The sequence below is a fragment of the Escherichia sp. E1130 genome (assembly GCF_005781065.1).
Taxonomy (GTDB): Bacteria; Pseudomonadota; Gammaproteobacteria; order Enterobacterales; family Enterobacteriaceae; genus Escherichia.
Map to the genome: position 1 here is coordinate 237 of NZ_VATL01000046.1, position 5706 is coordinate 5942.

The 5706-nt window shown below is 53.0% G+C and carries 3 protein-coding genes and 5 pseudogenes; 3 read left to right on the plus strand and 5 right to left on the minus strand.

The genetic code is table 11. The annotated features are described in order from the left end of the window. Window positions 1-147: 147 nt before the first annotated feature. The 5 genes and pseudogenes from FEK66_RS26270 to FEK66_RS24435 form a co-directional block, all read right to left on the minus strand. The gene (locus tag FEK66_RS26270; RefSeq protein WP_276606730.1) at window positions 148-276 is read right to left on the minus strand and encodes a hypothetical protein; all 129 of its coding nucleotides are present in this window, start codon (window positions 274-276) and stop codon (window positions 148-150) included. Between the two features lie 117 nt (window positions 277-393). Next, window positions 394-3252, minus strand: coding sequence for an RHS repeat-associated core domain-containing protein (locus FEK66_RS24420; protein ID WP_135495569.1), 2859 nt, complete (start codon window positions 3250-3252; stop codon window positions 394-396). Between the two features lie 222 nt (window positions 3253-3474). Beyond that, window positions 3475-3558, minus strand: a pseudogene (locus FEK66_RS24425) (IS6 family transposase); the annotation flags it as partial. A 42-nt stretch (window positions 3559-3600) separates the two neighbouring features. Continuing rightward, window positions 3601-3906, minus strand: a pseudogene (locus tag FEK66_RS24430) (integrase core domain-containing protein); the annotation flags it as partial. Window positions 3907-3922: 16 nt separating this feature from the next. Continuing rightward, window positions 3923-4321: pseudogene (locus FEK66_RS24435) on the minus strand (transposase); the annotation flags it as partial. 134 nt (window positions 4322-4455) lie between these two features. Here FEK66_RS24435 and FEK66_RS24440 point away from each other — a divergent pair. From FEK66_RS24440 to FEK66_RS24450, 3 genes and pseudogenes are all read left to right on the plus strand, one after another. Further along, a complete protein-coding gene (locus FEK66_RS24440) occupies window positions 4456-4827 on the plus strand; it encodes a transposase (RefSeq protein WP_135495570.1) in 372 nt (123 codons plus the stop codon). Next, a pseudogene (gene tnpB / locus FEK66_RS24445) lies at window positions 4827-5063 on the plus strand (IS66 family insertion sequence element accessory protein TnpB); the annotation flags it as partial. The gene FEK66_RS24440 and the pseudogene tnpB, both read left to right, overlap by 1 nt. A 40-nt stretch (window positions 5064-5103) precedes the next feature. After that, a pseudogene (locus tag FEK66_RS24450) lies at window positions 5104-5322 on the plus strand (transposase domain-containing protein); the annotation flags it as partial. Between the last annotated feature and the right edge of the window lie 384 nt (window positions 5323-5706).

The following is a 5706-nucleotide window of genomic DNA, read 5'->3' on the forward strand; positions in this document are numbered from 1 at the left end:
GATTTATTCAACAAAGCCGATCACGGTGAAAGAAGAGAGATTGTATGTAGGTTCTGTATTGTATGTAGGGGTTTGATCCTGTTTAGATATTTGTGTATCTCCCTGATTTTGAGATGTTCAATCCAATATTAAAAGCAAGGTGGTGAGTCATCCCGGCGTTGAGGGCAGCTTCGACACTAATTTTTTCAACAGACAATCAAACTGGTTGAGATCGTCAGGGGTTTTGAGATTTTTGGTCAGTTCGTTAACCAGAGCCTGCATTTGGGTTTCGTCCATAAATCAACCTGCTTTTGATGCCGGATTGAGCATATCAAAAGCAGGTGATTACATAAATTTAGGTACAGGTTCGAGTGACACAGATCTCTGACCATGAACCCGTTTCCGCAGGACAACCTACTTCCAAAACTTTAGTTTTTGTACCCGGCTTCTGTGATCAACTTTCTCTTCAATATCGCCAGAATGGATGTTTTTGATTTTATATTTATCTGCGTAAATTGGACTGGACAGCGTGATGATTTTTAGAGGCTGAGATTCATTTGTTTCTAAGCCAGGGATAAGCGAAATATCTGTTACCTCAAACTCCAGCTCTGGAGAAACTATCAAATGATCAGCAAGTACGGATGTACTGGCAACCTTCTTGGTTACAGTATTATCAAGCACGAAAATATTAATTTCCTGTTCTGGATTATAAGTATCGCCAGCAGCCCACTCTTCTGCCCATTTCCTGGAATTAAATACGTTAACAGAGGCGGACATATACCCCTTATCTTTGACTATATCACCTTTCCGTATTTTGTCAGAATATATATTCTTATTTACAGATATTGCTCTGTAAGCAACGTCCTTATAGTCTGCCAGATAGGGAACGATCATTCCAAGATCCTTGCTGAGTTTTTCCCCGTCACGGTTATCGTTTTCTGACTGCTCTATGCCCCGTAAAAAATTATTGACTTTCTGATATTCACCATTTCCCCCCTCCGCATATTCATGAAGCGTCTGTCCAAGATCAACACCGTTGCTTCGTGCATGTGTTTCGGCATTTGCATGTAGCTTCAGTATGTTTTCTATGGTTTTAATAAATCCCTCTCTTTCTTCATCTGTGTTTTCTTGCTCCCTGGGGCGATGATATATTTCATTCAGACGGGTAACTTCTTCAGATACCTCCCCGCCCCCTACTCGTGTGGGTCTGCTGATCGGGCCTTCGGGCGGGCGACGACCTCTTCTGAACGATCCCAGTCCTCTCATCATTAACCCATAGTCATCTCTGTATACAATAGGTCGACACCGGACGAAACAGAACAGATTTGATCCGTCGACCAGCCCACCCGGGTCTGCACTCAGCCACCTGCCCGTCTCAGGCTGATAGTACCGCCAGCCGTAGTACAGCAGACCCGTTGCATCCCGCTCCTTCCCGCTGTAACGCCGTGTCCGGTCCGTGACTTCCGTACTTTCTTCCACTGAGCCCGAACTTCCCCCGTACGGCAGGCACTCCTCACGCGAGGTAACCCTGCCGGTACTGTCCGTCTCACCCCCCGTACTCCCCAGATGGTCACTGAAGCTGTAACGCAAGTGCACTTCTCCGCTGAGATTATCCCGGATGAGGCGTCCCCCCTCTCCCTCCGTGATGACGATGTCCAGCTGGAGCATGTTTTTCAGGCTACGTTGTCGCGTCTCCATCCCGCCCGCGTACGTGGTGACGCTGGTCTGCGTTCCACCTGTTGTCTGTGAGATGCGGATTTTCCGTGTGCGCGTACCACCATCTGCATAGTGATACAGCTCCGTGTCGTCCGGCTGGTTTTCACCCGTGCGGATGACCGGGCTGACCTGCCGCAGCTGACCATCCGCATGCCAGTTCAGCGTCCTGCCGTCTGACAGTTGCTTCTGCAGCCCCCCAGCCAGGAAGCCTGTATCCGGGGCTGGTGTCTCTCCCCCTCTCTGCATCACTGCACGGTTGCTGCTTTCTGAGACTGCCATCATGACAGTCCGGTTGCCACTCCCTCCGGTATGGATTGTCTGTGTCAGGTTACTCCCGTCATCATACGTGTAGCGTTCCGTGTACGGGGACCAGGTGTACCCTGCCGTCGGGATATCCGGGTCCACCGGATGTCGCTCACGCCCCATGGCTGAGGTCAGTCGGTACAGGGTGTCATATTCATACATACGCAGTCCTGTGGCCTGCCGGTTGCTGTACCAGACCGGTTCCGTTCCCTTATCTTCCAGGGAGAGGATGTTACCTGCCGGGTCATACGCATAGTGCAGGTCGCTGATAAGCAGTGCATCCGCATTCTTTCCGGCCGGGCACCGGATTCTGTGCCGGGACAGGTACTGCGTCCGCGGGTCGTAGGTGTACTCCTCCGTAACACCGTTGCCGGCCGTCTGCGACAGCACCACGCCATCTGCGCGGTACAGGATATCCTTCAGGGTGATGACCTTTTCCGTGTCTGAACCTTCAGGGGACTGCAGCCTGCTCTCGCTGACCGTACCCCGGATATCATACGCACTGACCGTGGTCACGGCGTCTGCGTTTGTCTGCGTCAGCGGAGCACCGGTGGCGTCATATGTCCCGCTCACCGTCAGGGGAGCTTCCAGATATGTAGCCGGGTCCCCTTCTGACAGACTGTTCCAGTCAGGCTCTCCCACTTCCGGCTTCAGCAGCAGTTGCTCCGAGGCCAGGAGCTGACCGCTGATACTGGCCGACAACGGACGCGTAAGCCCGGCGTTATCGTAATGTTCCACCATCGCCCCGGCCAGGTTGCGGTCACAGACCTTCTCATCCGTAAACACGTGATATTCGTACCGCTCACGCACGCGATCTCTTGCCATACCGGCAGAATATTCAGTGAGGGTGGCCGGACGGCCGCCGTTACCGGCATCCTCATACTGCACGGTTGTGGCAGTACCCTGCGCATTACGGCTCCACAGAGGACGACCAGCCACATCACTCAGGGTCAGACTCCTGTCCCCGTCTGCCGTATACAGGCTCAGAGGCTGGCCGGACAGAGCTGTCATCGTGACTGCATCGGGCACCGTCTCTTCAGTTCCCTTCACCAGTTTCCTCGCCCCGTACAACCGGGTGGTACGGGTGTACGGGTCAGCAACCGTGCGGGTGACCAGTACCCGGACCGGCATTTCCGCTACATCCGGAGTACGCAGCAATACCAGGCTGCGGTGCGATGAGGTGACAGCTGAGGTGTTCGCGTGCCGGGAGGCCTGCACGGCAGTATGTGTTCGTGGCTGAATGTCAGTCATCATAATGTCCTGTGACGTTACCGTAGCCCTTCATGGCAGCCGGCAGTGGCTCGTTTTCAGCATAGCCAACCGGTGTGTTTTTTCCAGGAGGACGCCCGGTATTATTTCTGAGGGGAAAAAACGGTTCAGATGAGCAGCCTGGCGCTGAGCGGTATCTGACTTGCTGACGTAAGGGTTCTGTCACATTAACGACGGCAAGTCAGCAAAAGTGGCGTTGCCTGTTTTTCAGGCGGGCAACAGATAAAATTGTTCTGCGGGTGACAATCCATCACTGTGCGAATGTTGATACTGCCCTTTGCGTATCATGTGTGAACCGCCCCGGTTTTCCGGGAGAGCATTTTAGCTGGGAACTCAGGCTGCCAGATCCTTATTCCCGATGGAAGCATAATATGCCTGTTCGGCTTCTGCCGGTGGGATATGCCCCAGCCTTTCCAGCAACCGGCGATTGTTGTACCAGTCCACCCATGCCAGCGTTGCCAGCTCAACCTCAGCGCGGCTTTTCCAGCTTTGCCTGTGTATCACCTCCGCTTTGTACAGGCCGTTGATGCTTTCGGCCATCGTGTTATCATAAGAGTCACCCGTGCTTCCCGTTGAAGCCAGAAGCTCCGCCTCCTTCAGCCGATGTGTGTAGGCCAGTGACACGTACTGTGAACCTTTGACGCCCTTCTAAGAGTCAAGCCGTTATCGGGATGCTGTTGATCTGCCTGTTTTGATTACGCAGTAATGTATAAACTTCGCGTGAGATATAGCGCTTCAGGCAGCGTATTGCTTCCATTTTTGTATGCCCTTCCGGTAAGCGTCTGGCGACATATTCCTTCGTTTTATCGTCAGTTCGCAAACGTCCGATGGCAATGATGTGAAGTGCACTATTTGCAGCACGATCTCCACCCCGGTTAAGTCGGTAACGATTCGTTTTTCCTGAAGATACGGGAACAGGGCTGACACCACACAGTGCCGTAAAACCTGATTCTGTTCTTAATCGTTGGGGATTGTCTCCTGCCGTGATCAGCAACTGCGAAGCGCTTTCGTATCCAATAGCATTACGTTTAATCAGTTCAGGCGCCAGCTCATCGTAAGCGCCCCGGCAACGACGTCTGTCGACGTACCTTTAATCCGGTGATGATAGAGTCCACTTAATTTTTAAATGGACTCTATCACAAATGACCGAACCGACAGTCCCACGCCAGCGGGCTACCTACCTACTCCATGCCGTTCAAACTCGACCTGGTTCAGCGATCACTGCAACCCGGTGCCTGCGTGGCACGGCTTGCCCGCCAGAACGAGATTAATGACAACCTGCTGTTCACCTGGCGTCAGCGCTATCGTCATCTGGTTGATGAGCCATCTGATACACCCCCAGCACCGGCCATTATCAGTGACGATATCGTTCCTGTTGTGACCACCGAATACTCACGCCCCGCGCTGCCCGATCTCCCGGCAGCATTAGCGCAAAGCCTGCCACCGGATGCCGGGCAATGCTGTGAGGTCAGTATCGGCCGTGCACGCCTGAAGCTGTCAGGCAACCTCACCCCGGCCATGCTGTCGGCTCTGGTTCGCGAACTGAAGAGAGGTGGCTGATGATATCCCTTCCCGCGGGTTCCCGCATCTGGCTGGTGACGGGCGTTACCGACATGAGAAACGGCTTCAACGGCCTGGCCTCCCGCGTGCAGAATGTCCTCAACGATGACCTGTTCAGCGGCCACCTGTTCATCTTCCGGGGGCGCCGTGGTGATATGGTAAAGCTACTGTGGTCCGATGAGGATGGTCTGTGCCTGTTCATCAAACGTCTTGAGCGTGGACACTTCGTCTGGCCCGCGGGTGTAACCTGTTGTAATGTCGGGTGTATGAAAAATGAACTCCCTGACGGTGGCCGTTGGCAGAAAAAATTATCTCTTCTTCGGCTCTGACCATGGTGGTGAGGCCGCGGCAATCATCTACAGCCTGCTCGGCACTTGCAAACTGAACGGTGTGGAGCCGGAAGGCTGGCTGCGTGAGGTTATAGGCAAGATCAACGACAGGCCTTCAAACCGGGTACATGAGCTGCTGCCCTGGAACCTCTCCTCCGTAAAATAATCCTTACGCCACGTTCATTATGGGGCGCTTACATATCAGTGAACAATCACGGGAAACTTCCTGTGCAGTACCACGTCAGAATAATCAGGGTTTGCATTATGTGGAATAAAAAGCTAGTGTTAGCGCTAATGATGCGATTCTTTGCCCAGAAACAACTGTCCGGTTTTCTGCGGGTTCTGTCTGTTATAATGAGGTCAGCATTGTTTTCCTGAACGGATGAACCCGTATTATTCTGACGGGTTCATCCCGATTAATCACCGTTCCTTGTGTTATCTCCCCCCCTTTCCTCCGGGTTAGCGTCTCTCCGGCATGCCCCGGCAACATATCTGCTGGCCTGCGCCCGGGAATTCACCAGAACCGCCATTATACCATCAGAAATAATAC

Excerpts from the sequence above, each read along its gene's own strand:
- FEK66_RS24440 (WP_135495570.1), top strand. The coding sequence starts at position 4,456 with ATGCCGTTCAAACTCGACCTGGTTCAGCGATCACTGCAACCCGGTGCC.
- FEK66_RS26270 (WP_276606730.1), bottom strand. The coding sequence starts at position 276 with ATGGACGAAACCCAAATGCAGGCTCTGGTTAACGAACTGACCAAAAAT.
- FEK66_RS24420 (WP_135495569.1), bottom strand. The coding sequence starts at position 3,252 with ATGATGACTGACATTCAGCCACGAACACATACTGCCGTGCAGGCCTCC.